The organism is Limnobaculum xujianqingii, assembly GCF_013394855.1.
Taxonomy (GTDB): Bacteria; Pseudomonadota; Gammaproteobacteria; order Enterobacterales; family Enterobacteriaceae; genus Limnobaculum; species Limnobaculum xujianqingii.
On the sequence record NZ_JABMLK010000001.1, the window covers coordinates 1,193,847 to 1,214,388 of the forward strand.

Genomic DNA, 20,542 nt, shown 5'->3' on the forward strand with positions numbered 1-20,542 from the left:
ATAAAAAAGTCAGATTGAATAAGCAATGACTTATTCAATGAAAGTATCTGCATCCATTTCATACACTCGATCCTACCTAATCTATCGACTAACATACTACGTTAACATCACCAGTAATTATTGCGTTCAATCAATTATCGCTGTATTAAAATAGCTAGCCTTTCAATTAGAATAAATAATCATCTTGTTATAACATTATGATTACACGAGCAACTAACAATCTTAACACTCTGTTTTATATGAAATAATACATGTTATATGTAAATGATTATTATTTAACGAAGGAATTGCAGAATAATTTAAATGACTAACTGAAGGTGTTAGTAAAAATAATAGACTTAATTTAAGTTAGAATTAGTCTATAAATTATTACAACCACTTATTGATCAGATAATAATCCTGATAGTTGAATTAAATTAAAAATTGATAAATTAATAGCCTAAAATCGCGTTAATTTATCTTAGTAGAAATAATTATTTTCCGATTTTGTTGAATACAAAAATTAATTTCCTGGTAAACAGAATGTGTTCTAAATGAATAATATCGCAATTATTCTGCATATAATCTTATACATATAAAAAAGCCCCGGAATAAACCGAGGCTATTTAATCAACTGAAGGTTTATCAGCCGATATATTCCAGACCGCCCATATACGAACGCAGTACTTCTGGCACTTCAATACGACCATCAGCCTGTTGATAGTTCTCCAGTATAGCGACCAGAGTACGACCAACTGCCAGACCAGAACCGTTTAATGTATGAACCAGCGTGGTTTTCTTATCGCTCTTACCGCGATAGCGCGCCTGCATACGACGAGCCTGGAAATCCCACATGTTAGAACATGAAGAAATCTCACGATAGGTATCTTGTGCCGGAACCCAAACTTCCAGATCGTAGGTTTTTCTTGAGCCAAAGCCCATATCACCGGTACAAAGTAAAACTTTACGATAAGGTAGCCCCAGTAACTGCAGTACTTTTTCTGCATGACCAGTCAGCTCTTCTAACGCATTCATTGAGTCTTCAGGACGAACGATTTGTACCAGCTCAACTTTATCAAACTGGTGCATACGAATCAGACCGCGAGTATCACGGCCATATGACCCTGCTTCTGAACGGAAACATGGTGTATGTGCAGTCATTTTCAATGGCAGTTGATCTTCATCCAGAATTTCATCACGTACCAGATTAGTCACCGGAACTTCTGCTGTAGGGATCAGACCATAGTTACTGGTTTCAGCTTCTTCAGCCAGCGGTTTGGTGTGGAACAGGTCTTCACCAAATTTTGGCAGTTGACCGGTACCAAACAGAGTCGCCTGGTTAACCAGATAAGGAACATAGGTTTCCATGTAACCATGCTGAGTGGTGTGCAGATCCAACATAAAGTGGGCCAGAGCACGATGCATACGGGCAATTTGCCCTTTCATCACGACAAAACGCGCACCTGTCAGCTTAACTGCTGCTGCAAAATCTAATCCACCGCTGCTTTCACCTAAATCAACATGATCGCAAATAGGGAAATCAAATTTACGTGGCTCTCCCCAACGGCTGACTTCCAGATTGTCATGTTCATCTTTACCAAATGGCACTGACTCATCAGGAATATTAGGAATAAGGGATACCGAATTGTGAATCTCTGACTGTAACTGCTCAAGCTCGGATTTAGTGGCATCCAACTTTTCGCCCAACAGGTTAACTTCACGACGCACCGCTTCGATATCTTCACCGCGAGCTTTCGCTTCACCGATGGACTTCGATCGTGCATTACGCTCAGCTTGTAATGATTCTGTTTCAACCTGCAAAACCTTACGGCGCTCTTCCTGCTTACGTAAAGTATCTACATCCAGTTTAAAACCTCTGCGAGCCAGTTTTTCAGCAGTTGCGTCTAGCTCATTACGTAATAAATTCGGGTCCAGCATGCTAATCCTATGCCTATATATTTTTAATATTAATCGATGGCCGTACCGGCTGACTGACAGCCCGGCAGACAGTTTTCCGTAATTACCTTACCGCAACCAACAAGTTAACGGTAGCGTTTTATGGTGCTATTTTGATCCTGCTCAGCCAACCAGTTCAGCTTTTCTGCAATCTTAGTTTCTAAGCCACGCGGCTCAGGAAAATAATAACGCTGGCCAGCCATTTCCGGCGGGAAATAACTCTCTCCTGCTGCGTAAGCATTTGGTTCGTCATGGGCATAACGGTACTCTGCGCCAAGCCCCATCTCTTTCATTAATTTAGTCGGGGCATTACGCAAATGTTCCGGCACATCAAAATCTTTCTGGTGCTGCGCATCCTGCATGGCGGATTTAAATGCTTTATAGACTGCGTTGCTTTTTGGCGCACAGGCCAGATAAACAATCGCCTGCGCGATAGCTCTTTCGCCTTCTGCCGGACCTACGCGAGTAAAGCAATCCCAGGCGGCAATCGCCACCTGCATACCACGAGGATCCGCATTACCAACATCTTCTGAAGCGATAGCTAATAAACGACGCGCAACGTACAACGGATCGCCACCGGCTGTGATAATTCTGGCATACCAGTAAAGTGCTGCGTCAGGAGCGGAGCCTCGTACCGATTTATGCAATGCAGAGATGAGGTCGTAATAGCGATCGCCCTTATTATCAAAGCGGGCACTGCGTTCACCGGAAGTTTCTTTTAACAGTTCTGGAGTTAATACGCGTTGACCATCAGCAGAGATTTCTGCCATATCAGCCATCATTTCAAGGCTATTTAGTGCCCGTCGGGCATCGCCACCGACCAATTCAGACAACATGCGTCGGGTTTCATCGGGTAAAACTATATTCTGTTTACCATATCCCCGTTCATCATCGTTCATTGCCTGTAACAGAACTTGCTCAATATCGCCGCTTTCCAGAGACTTCAACAAATAAACTCTCGCTCTGGATAACAGAGCCGAATTTAATTCAAATGAAGGGTTTTCGGTAGTTGCGCCGATAAAAGTAATAGTACCGTCTTCTACATGGGGCAGGAATGCATCCTGCTGACTCTTATTGAAACGATGAACTTCGTCAACAAACAGGATAGTTCTTCGACCGGCATCACGATTATTGCGTGCCCGTTCAATAGATTCGCGAATCTCTTTAATACCGGAAGTGACTGCGGATATTCGCTCGATATCCGCATTACCATAATGTCCGATGATCTCAGCCAGCGTGGTTTTTCCAGTACCCGGAGGTCCCCAAAGGATCATTGAATGTAGATGCCCAGCCTCAATTGCCCGTGGTAATGGCTTACCGGGAGAGAGCAGATGACGCTGACCGATATATTCAGCCAGCGTTCGAGGCCGCATACGTGCGGCCAGAGGCTGAAACTCATTCTGAGAGAAATCGAGTGACAGAGTACTCACTAAGACCTCACTGGCGCTGATCGTCGATGGTCACGCCTTTTGGTGGTGTAAAGGTGAATTTAGCAGCATCAACAGAGCCGCTTTGTTGGCCTTTCAAGGTATAAGTGCTGCGTTGTCCATCTTGTTCTACTGCAACAAAGCCTTTAATGACACCATCACCAGTTACATTAATGGAAAAGGCTTTCAGGTTACCTTTCGTCGCCTTTGGTTTTAACTCAAACTCATCACCTTTTTGCACTACGTCGTATTTGCTCCAGTCAGTAGTGCTATTGCGAGTGATCAGCATAAATGGCGTATCTCCGGTAACGCTATCTAACCAGGTTGCCGTTGCTTGCTCAACAAATGGGTTAAAAAACCATAGCGTTTTGCCATCAGATACTAAAATACTTTCATCCGGTGAAGTCATATGCCAACGAAACAGATTTGGTCGTTTAACCCAGAGTTCACCCTCTCCCTGTTGAATTGCAGCGCCGCCAGCATCTTTCACTGACTGAGAGAAACTGGCATGAAAACTATTCACCTTATTTAAACGACTCTGCAAATCTGAACGGGCATCGGCCAATACGGCTGATGACACCAGACCAGACATCAGGCAACAGGCGATAAATAATTTCTTCATTGTTGCAATTACTCCCATCTATTATCAATAAAGCGTCAATTAAACGCGTTGAATATCATCGCCAACTCTACCTGACAATCACCTGTCGCGTATAGTCTCGAAGCAGTAAGTATATGATCTTTTACTTATCTTTTCAGTTAGCATAAGGGCCGCATTTTGCGGCCCTTAAACAACAGTTGTTGTCTTAAATTAATCAAACTGACCGCGCGCTAAAACCTCTCGGTTACCATTATGCCCCGGAGGACTCACAATACCCTGAGCTTCCATTTGATCAATAATGCGTGCAGCACGGTTATAGCCAATGCGGAACTGACGCTGAATTCCGGATATAGATGGTTTTTTCTTTTCAACCACAAAAGCCACCGCCTGATCGAACAGCGGATCAAGCTCTTCATCAGCTTCCAGTCCAAATCCACCTTCGCCCTCTTCAGAGGTTGCAGTAATGCTATCAATATACTGTGGGCGACCACGTGCTTTCCAGTCCTGAACCACCGCATGAACTTCCTGATCGCGTACGAAGGCTCCATGAACACGCACCGGCATCGAAGAGTTTGGCGGTAAATAAAGCATATCACCCATACCTAATAAGGATTCGGCTCCGCCCTGATCGAGAATAGTACGCGAGTCAATTTTGCTTGATACGGTAAACGCCATACGGGTTGGAATATTAGCCTTAATCAGACCGGTTATCACATCCACCGATGGACGTTGGGTTGCCAACACTAAGTGAATACCGGCGGCCCGCGCTTTCTGAGCCAGACGCGCTATCAGCTCTTCAACTTTTTTACCTACCGCCATCATCAGATCGGCAAATTCATCAACCAGCACCACTATATAAGGCAGTTTTTCCAGCATCGGTGGTGATACATCCATGCTTTCGCTTGGTTTCCAGAATGGATCCGGTATTGGACGACCCAGGCGTTCAGCTTCTTCAACTCTTTCGTTGTACCCTGCCAGGTTTCTGACCCCAAGAGCAGACATCAACTTATAGCGACGTTCCATCTCGCCAACACACCAGCGAAGGGCATTGGCGGCGTCTTTCATATCGGTAACCACTTCGGTTAACAGGTGAGGAATTCCCTCATAAACTGATAACTCCAGCATTTTTGGGTCAATCATAATAAAGCGAACGTCTTCTGGCTTAGCTTTATACAACATGCTCAGAATCATGGCGTTCACACCAACCGATTTACCCGAACCGGTAGTACCAGCCACCAGTAAGTGAGGCATCTTGGCCAGATCGGCAACCACTGGCTGACCAGAAATATCTTTACCTAACACCACGGTAAGTGGAGAAGGAGTATTCATAAATTCTGGGGAATCCAGCACTTCACGCATATAAACTGTCTGACGGCGTTCGTTTGGCAATTCCAGACCAACATAAGGCTTACCTGGAATAACCTCAACCACACGTACCGCAGTTACCGACAGCGAACGCGCTAAATCTCGCGCTAAACTGGAAATTCGGGACGCTTTCACACCCGGAGCCAAATCCAATTCAAAACGGGTAATTACCGGACCGGGTAAAATATCAACTACATGCGCTTTAACACGGAAATCGGCCAGACGACGCTCCAATAAGCGTGCTGTCTCTTCTAACGCTTCCACATCTACCGGATCCTGATTTAGCGGTGGTGATGCCAGCAAATCAAGAGATGGCAGAGGTGTAGTCGGTTTCTCTAACGGTCGCTCATTACGCATCAGGAATGGGTGAATTAAGCCATCCATTGAAGGCTGAGTCGGTTGTGGCTCTTCTTTAGGCGCTACCGGTTGGAAAGGCGATGACGGTTGTGATGTTACATTAACGCCATGTGATGCCTGTGTATAACCTGACGGTGTAACTGGTGCCTGTGGCACTGGAGCTACCGGACGTTCAACCGGTTGTTGATAACCATAGGACGAAGTAATGGACTGAGTAACCTCATTGATATTACCCAAAGAAACATCATCAGTGCGTTCCACATCACCAACTTGAGAAGGCAAAGTAAATAATGGTTCAACCGGGCGATCGTCAGGCACTTCATCATCAATATCATCACGGGCAGAAATACCGTACAGAGGGTTATCTTCTATATCCCCGTCGTTATCATCATCCTGATAACGTTCACCGTAGCGTTGGCGTTGTTCTTCTTCAAACGCCCTTCTCAGTGCTTCTTGTTCCACCGCATCTTCATCATCTTCACTAATAGTGAAATCATTTGCCATTGGCTTATTGCGATTAAGGCGATCGCGTTCACGCTGTTCGGCTTCACGTTGCGATGGCAGTTTAATCCCATAGGAGGCCAGCTCACGGCGAGTAGGAATACGAACCGGATTAGGACGAGGGAACTCCGGACCAACACCTTGCTTAACCTGAGGTTGGCTACCCGCTACAGGAGTAAAAGTAATTGCTGGTGCAGATGAAGCCGTTGTTGTTGCTACCGTTGTCGCCCCGGCAGCAGCAGCGGCATCAAAGGTGATAGCATTCGATAATGAATCGGTATTTGTGGATGCATTATCTTGTTCAACTGTACTGAAATGTCCCGGTACCAAAGGTTCTGTTGGTTCATCTGGTAATGTATCAACAACAACCGGTGGATTAATTGGAGAATAAGGATTGGTAAACTCGCTACGCTGAGTTTCAGACGGATTAACTGTAACTGTCTGTAGTTCAGAATTACTGAAAGTATAGGTTGCCGGACCAAAAGAGATTGCAGGCTGTTCTGACGTAGAAATTGTCGGTTCAGCGGTAATTTCAGGCTCATTTTGAACAGGTGTATTGTTCCAGTGATTCCCCCTGTCAGTTACAAGATCTTCAGCGGCACCAAATAGTGGCGGCTCCGGAGATTCTTGCGGCTCAGGCAGATCGTCCATTGCTGTATTAAAGATTAATTCTTGTTGCAGTTCGTTTATTTCTGCGTCGTCATTCGCCTGAGTTAACTCATCGTCCGCATTTACACTCGGTGCGGTAAACAGAACATCGTCAGTGGCTGCGGCGGCAAAAGAAGAAGCACCAACCGTTGAAGTTACAACTCTGTCACTAACGTCATCCCGATCGTAATCATCAACCTCACGCTCTTTGCGCGTTTTATTCGAGGCAAAAGTCAGGATGCCCATAACAAAGGCACCAATTTTTTCCGCAATGGTTAACCACGACCAACCGGTGAACAGCGTTAGCCCTACGGCCCATACGCTTAGCAGAATTAATGTAGAACCTACGCTGTTAAAATGAGGCAATAAGGCACTATTAATCAGACTACCAATCACACCGCCGGAAGCAAAATAGTACCAGTCATCAATGCTGATAGCCGACAGACCGCATGATGAAAAAATCAGCGCTAGCAGCCCGATAAAGCGTAATGAAAAAGAGAATAGATCAACGGCTTTCTGCTCACGCTCATGGCGATACAGCATCCAGCATTGAAAAACGATCATTGGTGGTACGGCATAAGCCAGCACCCCAAAAACAAATAACAGGGTATCTGCCAGCCAGGCTCCGGTTTCACCACCTATATTATGAATAGGTTCATGCCAGGCTGTTTGTGACCAGCTAGGATCGGCAGGATTAAAACTAATTAACGCCGCCATAAGGTAAATGGAAAAAATAACCACCAATAATAAACCAGCTTCAAAAAGCCGCTGGCGGCTACTTAACTTCTTCAACTTAGGCTCTTTATCTTCTATATATTCCTGGCTCAAGAAAGGCTCTCCAGGTTACCGTAGTACCGAGTAATAGAACGGCAGCGCCAGGAATACCCAGCGCTGAAACTGTATGAATACACAGGAGTGTAACGGAAGTTAGCAGATTTTGCACCTGCAACGATGAATTATCGTGTTTTGATAACTAAGTGGTTACTTTGTTTGACTTCTTCCATTACCACATAAGTACGCGTATCGTTTACACCCGGTAAACGCAGCAGCGTCTCACCTAATAATTTTCTGTATGCAGACATATCTGATACACGAGTTTTCAGAAGGTAGTCAAAGTCACCAGATACCAGATGACACTCCTGAATCTCTTCCAGTTTTTGCACAGCGGTATTGAACTGTTCAAATACGTCTGCCGCGCCACGGTTTAAGGTAATTTCAACAAACACCAACAGCGATGCGTCCAGATAATGTGGATTTAATAACGCCGTATACCCTTGAATGAATTTTTGTCTTTCCAGACGACGTACGCGCTCCAGACATGGTGTTGGAGATAAGCCAACGCGTTTTGACAGTTCAACGTTGGAAATGCGACCATCCAGTTGTAATTCATTCAAAATGTTACGGTCAATGCGATCAAGATCTTTGCTAGGGCGTTTTTTATTGTCTACCATTTTTTTTCTCTCAATATCTTCCTTGTTTCTGATACACCATTATCTATCCAAAAGATATCTGGCGCCTCCGTTCAGGCCAATCTTGTAGTTACCAGGTAAATCTGCCACCGGGCAGTTTCTCGTTATCGTTTTCGCGCAATAACGAAGCATGACATCAACTGGGTTAACTAAATCTAACAACCTAAAACATACCACTATTGTGATCCGCGAAGTTCCACAATTCTACGCTAAACTAGCATTTGAACATATCGTATTATGCGGTCAATCTATATAAATAAAGAGTATGTATCTATCATCTTGCCAATTTATCTATGCACAGTTGCTTTATTAATATAATTACCAGCGTAATCACAGAATAATGTTTTCGCAAATAGCTACCTTATTGTCAAAGCAAATGAGTAAAAAAAAGCACAATTCTCTATAAAAATCCATTTAAGCTTCATTTTAAATCTAAAAACCAATTTTTGATAGATAAAAGCTATCACAGCGATTAGTAACAATGTAGCTAATAACTTTTTTTAATGCGCTATTTTCCTTACAATCACATGTATCTTCCTACCTCACGTCTACAGAGGAATTATGGCCATGGCCAAACATTGTAAATTACTTATTCTAGGTTCTGGTCCTGCAGGTTATACCGCTGCCGTCTATGGTGCACGAGCAAACCTTAGCCCTGTACTCATTACCGGTATTGAACAGGGTGGACAATTAACCACAACAACGGATGTTGAGAACTGGCCTGGTGATGCTGAAGGCTTAACCGGCCCGGCATTGATGGAGCGTATGCGTGAACATGCACTGAAGTTTAATACTGAAGTCATTATCGATCATATTAACCGTGTTGATTTACAAACCCGACCTTTTCGTCTGTTTGGCGACAGTGAAGAGTACACCTGTGATGCATTAATCCTTGCTACTGGCGCTTCTGCCCAATATTTGGGCTTGCCTTCAGAAGAAGCATTTAAAGGACGCGGTGTTTCCGCCTGTGCAACTTGTGATGGTTTCTTCTACCGCAACCAGAAAGTTGCCGTTGTCGGTGGTGGTAATACTGCTGTTGAAGAGGCGCTATACCTCTCCAATATCGCTGCGGAAGTTCATCTGATTCATCGCAGAGACAGTTTCAGAGCAGAAAAAATTCTGATTGATCGGTTGATGGAAAAAGTTCGTCACGGCAACATTATTCTGCACACCGACAGAACCCTTGATGAAGTACTGGGTGACGATATGGGGGTGACTGGCGTTCGTCTGAAAGATGTCAAAACTCACGTCACCGAAGAGTTGACTCTGACAGGAGTATTCATCGCCATTGGTCATCGTCCAAATACCGAGGTATTTGCTGGCCAACTGGAACTGAAAGATGGTTATCTGAAAGTGCAGTCAGGCAGTCATGGGAATGCGACTCAAACCAGTATTCCAGGCGTGTTTGCGGCAGGTGATGTAGCCGATGATATCTATCGTCAAGCCATCACTTCTGCGGGTAGTGGCTGTATGGCAGCACTGGATGCAGAACGCTACCTTGAGACGCTAAATAACAATTAATAGCTATTGTGCGATCTGAAAGTGTGACACAACATATCAAGGCGGCTTATGGCCGCCTTCTTGTTTCATGGATACTAATGGTATCCTAGGCCCAACTTTAGTTATCAGAACCAGTACATTTTATGTCTAATATGAATAAGGTACGGCAACGTGAGTTAACACGTTGGTTAAAGTCTCAGGGTATTCTGGCTCAGCGCTGGTTACGGATATCTACCCTGTTAGGACTACTCAGCGGATTGTTAATTATTGCGCAGGCCTGGTTACTGGCAACCCTGCTGCACTCTCTGATTATCGAGAATATCCCGCGCAACGAGCTATTCAGCTATTTCCTGTTGATCGTTGTTACCATTGTGCTGCGTGCGATACTGGCCTGGTTTCGCGAACGGGTTGGTTTTATGTATGGCGCAGCTATACGCCAGCACATTCGCCATCAGGTATTAAATCGTCTTGAACAACTAGGCCCTGCCTGGATTCAGGGCAAGCCCGCAGGTAGCTGGGCGACAATGATCCTTGAACAAATTGAAGATATGCAGGATTTCTATTCCCGTTATCAACCTCAAATGATGTTAGCCGTAATTATTCCACTATTAATTCTGGCCGCCGTATTCCCCATTAACTGGACCGCCGGTCTGATTTTGCTTACTACCGCCCCGCTGATTCCTATGTTTATGGCATTGGTTGGGATGGGAGCCGCAGATGCCAACCGGCGTAACTTCATTGCACTGGCTCGCTTAAGTGGTAACTTTCTTGACCGCTTAAAAGGTCTGGAAACATTGAGATTATTCCATCGGGCTGACGCAGAAACCGAGCAAATCGCTCAGGCTTCAGAAAACTTTCGTTCCCGCACCATGGATGTATTGAAGCTAGCCTTCCTCTCTTCTGCCGTTTTAGAGTTTTTTGCTTCCGTTTCCATTGCTGTTGCCGCCGTCTATTTTGGTTTTTCTTATTTAGGAGAACTTAATTTTGGCTCATATGGTCTACCCGTTACGCTATTTGCCGGATTCCTGGTATTAATTCTGGCACCGGAATTCTTCCAGCCACTGCGAGATCTGGGAACCTATTACCATGCTAAAGCGCAGGCTATCGGCGCAGCGGAATCACTACAAACTTTCTTACAGTCGGAATCAACACAGTCTAATGGTGAAGGTACTCAAGATTTAACTGAATGTGACCAGATCACCATCAAGGCAACTGACCTGTATATTCTTTCGCCTCAGGGAAAAAGTCTGGCTGGTCCACTTAATTTTATCTTAACGCCCAACCAGCGTATCGCCATTGTTGGTCACAGCGGTGCGGGTAAAAGCTCTCTGCTTAATTTGTTGTTAGGTTTTTTACCCTATCAGGGTTCAATTACCATCAATGATATTGAGCTGAACACCCTGCGCCCTGCCTCATGGCGAGCCAATCTCAGTTGGGTGGGACAAAACCCTCATCTGCCGGAACAAACGCTACGTGGCAATATATTATTGTCCAATCCTCAGGCATCTGATGAAGCACTAAAGCTGGCAATCCAGCGAGCCTATATTGATGAATTTGTGACACAGCTTCCCGATAGACTGGATACCGTAATTGGTGATCATGCGGCCAGATTATCAGTAGGTCAGGCCCAGCGAGTTGCTGTTGCACGTGCATTATTATCACCCTGTCACTTATTACTGTTGGATGAGCCTACTGCCAGTCTCGATGCCAACAGTGAGCGTTTGGTGATGAGTGCCTTAAATGAAGCTTCATCCCACCAGGCCACTCTGTTAGTTACTCATCGTCTCGAAGATCTTGAGGGTTACGACCAGATTTGGGTGATGGATAAGGGCGAAATCATTGAACGGGGAGATTTTATGACGCTCAATCAATCAGGTGGGGCATTTGCTACATTGATGTCTAACCGAAATGCGGAGGTCTAAAAATGAAAACGTTATTACCATTTTTAGCTCTGTATCGCCGCCATTGGTTTCGCCTCTCTTTAGGCATCGTACTGGCTATTGTCACTATTTTAGCCAGTATTGGTCTGTTAACCCTGTCGGGCTGGTTTCTGGCTGCATCTGCATTGGCTGGTATTGCCGGTATTCTGTTTAACTATATGTTACCGGCTGCCGGAGTACGTGGTTCTGCAATTTTCCGCACTGCAGGTCGTTACGCAGAGCGTTTAGTCAGCCACGATGCGACTTTCCGTGTTCTGGCTCACCTGCGAACCTTTACGTTTAAAAAGCTAATGCCTCTGTCTCCTGCCGGTATTGCCCGTTTCCGTCAGGCTGAATTGCTTAACAGACTGGTAGCTGATGTAGAAACACTGGACCACCTCTATCTACGGCTTATCTCTCCTCTGGTCAGCGCCATTGTGGTTATTATAGTGGTGACATTTGGTTTGAGCTGGCTGGATGTCTCTCTGGCATTTACTCTTGGCTTAATCATGCTGGTATTGCTGTTTACTATTCCGGCGATCTTTTATCGGGCCGGTAAGCCTATTGGAGCCGATTTAACCGCATTACGTAGTGACTATCGGGGACAACTCACTTCATGGCTACAGGGGCAGTCTGAGTTGGTTATTTTTGGTGCCCTGACTGCCTTTCGCCAAAAACTGGATGTAATTGAGCTTCGCTGGTTAGAACGTCAGAAACAGCAGGCCTCATTAGCTGGTTCATCTCAATCTTTGATGATTGTGGCATCCGGATTAACATTTGTTCTTATTCTCTGGATGGCGGCAGACGGTATTGGTGATAATCCTCAACCCGGTGCACTAATCGCCCTGTTTGTGTTTATTTCTCTGGCTGCCTTTGAAGCACTGGCTCCCGTTGCCGGAGCCTTCCAGCATTTAGGTCAGGTAATGGCTTCTGCTGAACGTGTTAATCAGTTAATTGAGCAAAAACCGGAAGTCACCTTCCCACATCAGCAGGTGGCTTTTACCGATCAAGCCGCGTTGTCACTGGACAATGTAAGCTTCACTTATGAAAAGCAGCCGTTCCCGGCGATAAAGAACATTTCATTGAATCTGCAATCTGGCGAACATATTGCGCTACTGGGCCGTACCGGCTGTGGCAAATCCACCCTGCTACAGCTATTGACTCGCGCCTGGGACCCACAACAAGGTGCTATCCAGCTTAACGGTCGCCCTCTGACCGACTATGATGAGGCCACGCTACGGGAAATGATGGTAGTCGTTACCCAACGTGTTCATATCTTTAGCGCTATGTTACGCGACAATTTATTATTGGCCGCCCCAGATGCCAGCGATGAGCAACTCACGTCGGCCCTGAACAAAGTGGGATTGAATGCTTTACTGGAACAGGACGGGCTCAATGCGTGGATAGGTGAAGGTGGTCGACAAATTTCTGGCGGTGAACAACGCCGTATTGGTTTGGCCAGAGCGCTGTTGCATAAAGCTCCGCTAATACTGTTGGATGAACCTACCGAAGGGCTGGATGCCAATACCGAACATCAAATTTTGACGCTGCTAAAAGAACACTGTCAGCATAAGAGCGTTGTTCTGATAACCCATCGTCTGTCAGGACTGGAAAGGATGAATCGAATCTATGTGATGGATGCCGGTCAAATTATTGAACAGGGAACACATCAAACGCTGTTAGAACAGCAAGGCCAGTACTACCGTTTCCACCAGCGCTAATCTAATCCCCATCTCGATCCCCGGCGCTACCAGCCGGGGAATCATTTTGCCTCAACCGTAATCATGGTTACATAAGGATAATGTTGATAATACACTGGGGATTCAGGGGTATACATTTTAGAAATGCTACCGTCCAGGTAGAGTAAATCCTTGATCTTTAGCTGGTCACGGGCATAGAGAGTAAAATCATAAAAATTCATTGCCTGATTGCTGAGTAAAAACACTACTTTCCCTTGGTCCGTAATTCCAACACCATGTCGAATCTTTCGGGATTCTGAAGAATTGCTAAATTTATTATTCACCACACCTTTGTTAATCAATAGCGGGCCAGACTGCACGGCAAAATCAGCTACCGGTGTTAAGCGAAATTTATCCAGAGTATCAATACGTGCAACACCATTACGCACAGAGAAAACACCGCCCGGACGAATAAAGAAATTACCTTTCCCCTTCTGACGATTCAGCTTATTCAGCACCTTTCCCTGCTCAATGTAGAGCCCTTCTGGCTGATAGCTTTTGCTGTAAATCCCACCATTAATCACCATGCGTATCTGCCGGCTCTTTCCCTGCGTATCCAGTAGGCTATTGATAGTTTTATACGGCGAGCCATCGTCTTTAAGCCAATACATACGGATGGTTTCCGCCTTCAGATCCGGCGTATAGGTCGACATCACCGAATCCGAGTCAGCTTTGACAACCTGAGTAACGACTAATAACATCCCAGCCATCAACAGTTGAACTAATTTATGTTGCAATCGCATCAAATAACCTCGGTTCCAGTGCTTCGCATCTCAATTCTATAACGCTATATCGCTGCATTATGCGCAATAACCTGTTGCTGGCTGACATTATACAATGGCTGTGTAATGTTAAAATTGGTCATTCTTCCCGTTCAGCAATCTATTTATCCTATCTCTGGTCCATTTCTGCTAAACTAGCGGCCGTTGTTATTTGTCTGATAATTATCCTGAGAGATAATTTTGATAGGTTATACGCTATTATGCCGCTGATTCAGCTGTCGCCAGATTCAATCGATTTTCCACCGGTAGACTATGCTCTGGAAGATCCTAATGGTTTACTGGCACTGGGTGGCGATCTTTCTCCGGAAAGGCTACTGAATGCTTATCATAATGGTATTTTTCCCTGGTTCAGTCCTGACGATCCAATATTATGGTGGTCACCTGATCCTCGGGCTATTCTGATACCAGAACAGTTGCATGTTAGTCGCAGTATGACGAAATTTATTAATAAGACATCCCTGAGTGTAACGATAAATACCGCGTTTCATCAGGTGATTGAAGCCTGTGCAGATGAGCGAGATGAAGGAACCTGGATCGACCCGTCTATCCAACGTTCTTACATTCAGCTTTACTTACAGGGAGTAGCACATTCTGTTGAAGTATGGGATCAGCAGGAGCTGGTGGGAGGGTTGTACGGCGTTGAACAAGGTTCGCTATTTTGTGGTGAGTCGATGTTCAGTCGACAGACTAACGCTTCCAAACTGGCTTTATACGTATTCTGTCAGCATTTTATCCACCATGGTGGTAAATTAATCGACTGTCAGATTTTAAATCCCCATACTGAGTCATTGGGAGCGACCGAGATCCCTCGCTCAGATTATTTACAATTTTTATACAAATTACGGCAACAGCTACTCTCTCCGGCCTGTTGGGCTCCTCAATATTTGCGTTGAAACCATCATATGATGAGCCAACAGAGTGAAAATAAAGCAGCTTAACCTGCTTTTCTTTACACTCTGTCCTTTACACTTTGCTTGTTTTTCGGCATTATCTTGCCGGTTAAAAACTAAGGTAGTTACACCTAGAGGATTCGATGGCCAAAGAAGACAATATTGAAATGCAAGGCACGATCTTAGATACGTTGCCTAACACAATGTTCCGCGTTGAACTGGAAAATGGTCACGTGGTTACAGCCCATATCTCCGGTAAGATGCGTAAAAACTATATCCGCATTCTGACGGGTGACAAAGTCACTGTCGAACTGACCCCGTACGACCTGAGCAAAGGCCGCATCATCTTCCGTAGCCGTTAATAAACGGTACTCCGCATTCATCTTGCGGAACCCGTTGGAGTTAATCTCCTGCGCCCTTACCTGTTGGCAAGGGCGTTTTATTTACGGTGAATGGATTACTGAACGGCCTTCTCAATTTTCGGTTTTTTCATTTTCTCAAACCGATAAGCCAGGTTATTTGCCTGAGTATCCAGCGTTACACTGACTGAACCACCGTTCACTAAAGAACCAAATAATAGTTCGTTAGTTAGTGGTTTCTTCAAATGTTCCTGAATAGCTCTGGCCATTGGACGGGCCCCCATCGCTTTGTCATAGCCTTTTTCAGCTAACCAATGACGAGCATCCTGACTGACTTCCAGAGAAATACCTTTGGCATCCAGCTGTGCCTGCAGTTCTACAATAAACTTGTCTACAACCAGTTGAATCACTTCTTCAGACAGATGGTTAAACCAAATGATACCGTCTAGCCGGTTACGGAACTCTGGCGTAAACAGACGTTTGATTTCACCCATTGCATCGGTACGATTATCCTGACGTTTAAAGCCAATGGATTCTCGCTGAGTTTCCTGAACCCCTGCGTTAGTCGTCATCACCATGATCACATTACGGAAATCGGCTTTACGGCCATTGTTATCCGTCAAAGTACCGTTATCCATCACTTGCAATAACAGGTTAAACACATCCGGATGTGCCTTTTCAATTTCATCCAGTAGCAGAACTGAATGAGGGTGTTTAATCACCGCATCGGTAAGTAAGCCACCTTGATCAAATCCTACATAGCCAGGAGGCGCACCAATCAAACGGCTGACGGTATGGCGCTCCATGTATTCGGACATATCAAAACGCAGTAGCTCAACGCCCAGCGCTTTTGCCAGCTGTACGGTAACTTCGGTTTTACCCACACCGGTTGGGCCAGCAAACAAGAACGAACCTACTGGCTTGCGCTCATCCCCTAATCCTGCACGGCTCATTTTGATGGCTTCGGTTAAAGCGTTAATCGCCTTATCCTGACCAAAAATCATCATTCCCATGCGTTCAGCTAAGGTTTTCAATATGGTACGATCGTTAGCCGAAACAGTTTTTTCCGGAATACGAGCAATGCGGGCAACGATGGTTTCGATATCGCTGACATTCACCGTTTTCTTACGTTTGCTGGCAGGCATTAATCGGCAATAAGCCCCTGCCTCATCGATCACGTCAATGGCTTTATCCGGCAGATGACGGTCGTTAATATATTTCACCGACAGTTCAACTGCTGCACGAATCGCTTTCGCGGTATAGCGTACGTCGTGATGCTTTTCATACTTCGGTTTCAAACCGGTAAGAATTTGTACCGTTTCTTCTGCGGTAGGTTCCGTAATATCGATTTTTTGGAAACGACGAGCCAGAGCACGGTCTTTTTCAAAGATATTGCTGAATTCCTGATAGGTGGTTGAACCCATTACCCGAATGCGCCCATTAGAAAGCATGGGTTTAATCAGGTTAGCTACATCAACCTGACCACCCGACGCTGCACCGGCACCAATAATGGTGTGGATCTCATCAATAAACAGAATACTGTTTTTATCCGCTTCAAGCTGCTTCAGAAGCGCTTTGAAACGTTTTTCAAAATCACCGCGGTATTTAGTACCAGCCAGCAATGAACCGATATCCAGAGAGTATACGGTGCAATCCGCTACCGCTTCAGGAACATCACCCTGAACAATTCGCCATGCCAGCCCCTCGGCAATAGCGGTTTTACCAACGCCAGATTCACCAACTAATAACGGGTTGTTTTTACGACGACGGCATAAAACCTGAATAGTACGTTCCAGTTCCAGTTCCCGACCAATCAATGGATCGATACTGCCGTTCTGAGCCAATTGGTTCAGATTAGAAGTAAAGTTGTCCATGCGGTCTTCTGCGCTGGTTTGTTCATCTTCACTGGGGATAGAGCCTTGTGGCCCGATGTCATCCTGTGAACCATCTTTACGGGTACCGTGAGAAATAAAGTTCACAATATCCAGACGGCTGACATCATGTTTACGCAGTAAATAGGCCGCGTGAGATTCCTGCTCGCTAAAAATAGCCACCAGCACATTAGCGCCGCTGACTTCGGTTCTGCCAGATGACTGAACATGGAATACCGCCCGTTGCAGCACCCGCTGAAAGCTCAGAGTTGGCTGAGTTTCAGATTCAGGACTGCCTTCAGGTAAATGAGGGGTATTTTGTCCAATAAATGACTCGAGTTCATGATGTAACGCGACAATATCTACCTGACAGGCTTCAAGTGCCTCTCTCGCTGCCGGATTGCTCAATAACGCCAGCAACAGATGTTCGACGGTCAGGTATTCATGACGCTGTTCCCTGGCTGTAGCAAACGCCATGTTGAGACTGAGTTCCAGTTCTTGATTAAGCATGGGCACCTCCACATAAATGACCTTTTCAGGCTTTTTCTAACGTACACAACAATGGATGCTCATTCTCTCGCGCGTAGCGATTAATTTGCGTTACCTTCGTTTCTGCAATCTCTGCAGTAAAGACTCCACACGTTGCCTTACCTTGATAATGAACGACTAACATCAATTGTGTTGCCCGTTCAATGTCATAGGAGAAGAATTTCTGTAACACCTCCACCACAAATTCCATCGGTGTATAGTCATCATTATTCAGTATAACCTGATACATCGGAGGTGGTTGTTTCAGCTTCTCATCTAATTCTGAGTCAGCCAGCTCTTCCAAGCTTAGCCAATCGCGTAAATTATTCATTTCCAACATGCCGTTTTACTCTGGTACTTACCCTGATGGGATATCTGTCAGATAGTTTGCCTGAGTTAATAAAAGAATGGTGATTATACGTGAAATCACCCCTGACTTTGCCGGTAGTGCCGGCATTTACCGACCCAATAACCGCTATCTGAGATAGCTCTGACTTTCAGAGCAAGAATATATCTATGGATATACCGTCAGGCAGTACACAGATTTTCCGTTACTGCTTTTACTGAATAATGACTTTTTATCGCATGATAATCAAAATTTTTTGACCAGTTAAACTAATAAAAAGTTCGTTATCAGAGGATATATGGGGATGAAAGTAAAAAAGGAAAGTCACACAAAATAACATTTGGATACAAAATTACAGTCTGAACGCTGAAATATTCACCATTCATAACGCATTCAGACCGTTAAAGTAATATAAAAAACTCAGTTACCAGCTCGACCCCGAGCTAACCATAAGATACGAGAAAACATACGCTTTAGTAGCGGAGGAATACTTTCTGTTCCCATCTGCCCCGCTCGTTCAGCCACTTCAATAGCCAAATCAGGTTTGGAACTGTGTTGAATTGCTTTGCTGATAATTTTACGCATTGGCATATGAACATTAGAAGGAATACCTGCCGCTTCATAATAAACGTTGCTAAACCCTTCTTTGAACATGAAATTTTCCATATCCAGCGCCGGTAATTGTGTCAGACGTTCCCGATCGCTGTCTCCACCGCCATTGATAAATGAGCGAACCGTGTCGGCATATTTTTTACCTGCATCGTCACCATCTACCAGTACGTGCCACTCAATTCCCATCTTGCTGGCATATTTCAATAATGGCCGCAGGCCACTTTGGGCGAACTCAATCACCTTAATACCTTCTGTTTCAAAGTGATACCCGCATTGACGTGCCAGTTCAGTCAATAACCAAACCTCGGTTTCCCCTTCCACTAACAGCCAGCTACGGGCAAATAGTGAAGAAGCCCGGTTTAAACGAATATGAAACGAAATACGTCTGCGTTCCTGAATGTTTAGTTCGCCCGATTCAATTCTAAAGGCAGCAACCCGATTGGATTGACGCACCAAACGATAAACGCTTTCCAGAGGTACCAAAGAAAGCAAATCTCCGGAATTGGTGGTAGTAATCTTTTGCAGAGGAAGGTTACTGAGCAGTCCCCAGGCGGCAGATAACATAATCGGATGTAATCGACTTTCCGGATCTTCAATCAACAATAAAGGGACTGCTTTAGCATCCAGATTCTCAGTGCCTCTGGCTTGAATCAGGGTGGAAAATACCCCCAATAAAATCATGCGCATATTGCGACTTTCGGGTTCAGAAATAAGTTGATTCAGATAGTTTAATGATTGCCACAGTTGGGTATTATGACGGTACTTCTCATCCTTATAGCGGATATTTTCGCTACTTTCTTTGGCATTCAGCGCAATAAAATAGTGTTTAAGCAAAGCATGAATCGCCTGTAATCCCTGCTTCAAATCTTTATTGCTTAACTTTTGAGGATTACACTCTAACTCTTCCGCCAGTCGGGCTAATTCCTGGCTCAGAGCTTCATTTTCCTGCTCTTGTAATTGTGCGGTTTCCTGGCGAAAACGTCGGCCAAAGCGAGCATCCCGCAATCGCAATACCGGATGCAGGCGAACAATTTCCCGGGCTAACTCATCGATATGCTCCAGCTCCATGGCGTGACCAGCCACATCCAGAAAAGAGCGATTAGTGATGACATTCCCCTCTTTCTGAACCTCTCCTTCCAGGCGATAAAGAATACGGGATAGACCATCACTGCCTTTTACCCATAATGGAGAGAGTTTGCGAAATTTAGGCATATCCGGGGAATCCACTTCCCGGGCATGAAAGGTAAGAACCATATGTAAATGGTCCTGACGGGATGATTCATTCCCCATCGGATAATGAAAATCTTGCAGTTTAAAAGAGTAAAGATCGCTACCGGGAGAAAAGAGCAGCGTTAATGCATCCAGCAGGCTTGACTTACCCCAGGCATTTTCACCGATTAACACTACGTTTTCATTCAACGTCAGCGACAGGCGATTAATGCCTCTGAATCCTACTATTTCAACGCGCTCTAAATACATATCATCTCTCTTAGCCAGCGGCAGAAAGTGTTTTGTCTTACCTATAATTTACTGAGTAACAAGATAATTATATGTTAGCTAACGCCAAAAACTATTAACTCGATGAAAATAACTGACTGAATAGCAATGATTCATTCTTTAATTCTGGTGTAAATGGCACTTTACTCCCCCCACACTTTTAGTTAGCGTATAAATTCATTATCTAAAAACCAAA

The 20,542-nt window shown here is 44.9% G+C and carries 14 protein-coding genes; 5 read left to right on the forward strand and 9 right to left on the reverse strand.

The window, feature by feature from the left end; genetic code table 11:
* Window positions 1-624: 624 nt before the first annotated feature.
* From serS to lrp, 5 genes are all read right to left on the reverse strand, one after another.
* Window positions 625-1,917, reverse strand: a complete 1,293-nt coding sequence (serS, locus tag GOL65_RS05540; protein ID WP_140919225.1) for a serine--tRNA ligase — start codon at window positions 1,915-1,917, stop codon at window positions 625-627.
* A gap of 104 nt (window positions 1,918-2,021) precedes the next feature.
* On the reverse strand, window positions 2,022-3,365 hold the full coding sequence (locus GOL65_RS05545; RefSeq protein WP_140919226.1) for a replication-associated recombination protein A: 1,344 nt from the start codon (window positions 3,363-3,365) through the stop codon (window positions 2,022-2,024).
* A gap of 7 nt (window positions 3,366-3,372) precedes the next feature.
* Complete coding sequence (lolA, locus tag GOL65_RS05550) at window positions 3,373-3,984, reverse strand: outer membrane lipoprotein chaperone LolA (RefSeq protein WP_140919227.1); 612 nt, start codon at window positions 3,982-3,984, stop codon at window positions 3,373-3,375.
* Window positions 3,985-4,173: 189 nt separating this feature from the next.
* The gene (locus GOL65_RS05555) at window positions 4,174-7,662 is read right to left on the reverse strand and encodes a DNA translocase FtsK 4TM domain-containing protein (RefSeq protein ID WP_140919228.1); all 3,489 of its coding nucleotides are present in this window, start codon (window positions 7,660-7,662) and stop codon (window positions 4,174-4,176) included.
* Between the two features lie 128 nt (window positions 7,663-7,790).
* Window positions 7,791-8,285 (reverse strand): leucine-responsive transcriptional regulator Lrp, encoded by a 495-nt coding sequence (lrp, locus tag GOL65_RS05560; RefSeq protein WP_047781371.1) that lies wholly within the window; start codon window positions 8,283-8,285, stop codon window positions 7,791-7,793.
* Between the two features lie 579 nt (window positions 8,286-8,864).
* Between lrp and trxB the strand changes: the two genes are divergently transcribed.
* The 3 genes from trxB to cydC all read left to right on the forward strand — a co-directional run bounded on the left by trxB (window position 8,865) and on the right by cydC (window position 13,443).
* Window positions 8,865-9,824 (forward strand): thioredoxin-disulfide reductase, encoded by a 960-nt coding sequence (trxB, locus tag GOL65_RS05565; RefSeq protein WP_140919229.1) that lies wholly within the window; start codon window positions 8,865-8,867, stop codon window positions 9,822-9,824.
* 131 nt (window positions 9,825-9,955) lie between these two features.
* Window positions 9,956-11,725, forward strand: a complete 1,770-nt coding sequence (gene cydD, locus GOL65_RS05570; protein ID WP_140919436.1) for a heme ABC transporter permease/ATP-binding protein CydD — start codon at window positions 9,956-9,958, stop codon at window positions 11,723-11,725.
* Window positions 11,726-11,727: 2 nt separating this feature from the next.
* Window positions 11,728-13,443 carry a heme ABC transporter ATP-binding protein/permease CydC gene (gene cydC, locus GOL65_RS05575; RefSeq protein ID WP_140919230.1) on the forward strand — a complete coding sequence of 572 codons (1,716 nt, stop codon included), beginning with the start codon at window positions 11,728-11,730 and terminating at the stop codon, window positions 13,441-13,443.
* Between the two features lie 41 nt (window positions 13,444-13,484).
* On the opposite strand, the gene GOL65_RS05580 is transcribed toward cydC, so the two are convergent.
* Entirely contained in the window at window positions 13,485-14,204 is a 720-nt protein-coding gene (locus GOL65_RS05580; protein WP_140919231.1) for a phosphodiester glycosidase family protein, read from the reverse strand.
* A gap of 239 nt (window positions 14,205-14,443) precedes the next feature.
* On the opposite strand from GOL65_RS05580, the gene aat reads away from it, so the two are divergent.
* Both aat and infA read left to right on the forward strand, forming a co-directional pair.
* Window positions 14,444-15,136: a leucyl/phenylalanyl-tRNA--protein transferase gene (gene aat / locus GOL65_RS05585; protein ID WP_140919232.1), complete on the forward strand. Its 693-nt coding sequence runs from the start codon at window positions 14,444-14,446 to the stop codon at window positions 15,134-15,136.
* Window positions 15,137-15,276: 140 nt separating this feature from the next.
* Window positions 15,277-15,495 (forward strand): translation initiation factor IF-1, encoded by a 219-nt coding sequence (gene infA / locus GOL65_RS05590; RefSeq protein WP_029093554.1) that lies wholly within the window; start codon window positions 15,277-15,279, stop codon window positions 15,493-15,495.
* 95 nt (window positions 15,496-15,590) lie between these two features.
* On the opposite strand, the gene clpA is transcribed toward infA, so the two are convergent.
* The 3 genes from clpA to GOL65_RS05605 form a co-directional block, all read right to left on the reverse strand.
* Window positions 15,591-17,873: an ATP-dependent Clp protease ATP-binding subunit ClpA gene (gene clpA, locus GOL65_RS05595; RefSeq protein ID WP_179038185.1), complete on the reverse strand. Its 2,283-nt coding sequence runs from the start codon at window positions 17,871-17,873 to the stop codon at window positions 15,591-15,593.
* Window positions 17,874-17,898: 25 nt separating this feature from the next.
* Window positions 17,899-18,222 (reverse strand): ATP-dependent Clp protease adapter ClpS, encoded by a 324-nt coding sequence (gene clpS / locus GOL65_RS05600; RefSeq protein WP_108901932.1) that lies wholly within the window; start codon window positions 18,220-18,222, stop codon window positions 17,899-17,901.
* Between the two features lie 435 nt (window positions 18,223-18,657).
* Window positions 18,658-20,328: an ATP-dependent nuclease gene (locus tag GOL65_RS05605; RefSeq protein ID WP_140919234.1), complete on the reverse strand. Its 1,671-nt coding sequence runs from the start codon at window positions 20,326-20,328 to the stop codon at window positions 18,658-18,660.
* Between the last annotated feature and the right edge of the window lie 214 nt (window positions 20,329-20,542).